This is a genomic window from Herbaspirillum sp. UBA812 (genome assembly GCF_002296545.1).
In the GTDB taxonomy this organism is placed as follows: domain Bacteria; phylum Pseudomonadota; class Gammaproteobacteria; order Burkholderiales; family Burkholderiaceae_D; genus Herbaspirillum; species Herbaspirillum huttiense.
Genome location: NZ_DBIC01000338.1, coordinates 14,487 through 14,693, shown reverse-complemented (window position 1 = coordinate 14,693; position 207 = coordinate 14,487). Strand labels below are relative to the sequence as shown.

Genomic DNA, 207 nt, shown 5'->3' with positions numbered 1-207 from the left:
GATCTCGACATCGGCGAGCTGCTGCTGGTTGTCGGGCGACTTCAGCGGTGAAAACTCCGGAGCCGCCGTATTGCCGGCATCGCCGCTGCTGGCCAGGGTGGCCTGAGGAGCTTTTTCCCCTTCCTCGACGATGACCGGCTTGTCGGACTCGTCCTCTTGCTTGCGTGCCTTGTCGGTCTTGGTGTTGTTCTGGTTGTAGCGCGTGAT

1 pseudogene is annotated in these 207 nt (G+C 61.4%); it reads right to left on the bottom strand.

The features are described 5' to 3' along the window. Positions 1-207 (bottom strand): annotated as a pseudogene (locus B3873_RS22755) (hypothetical protein); the annotation flags it as partial.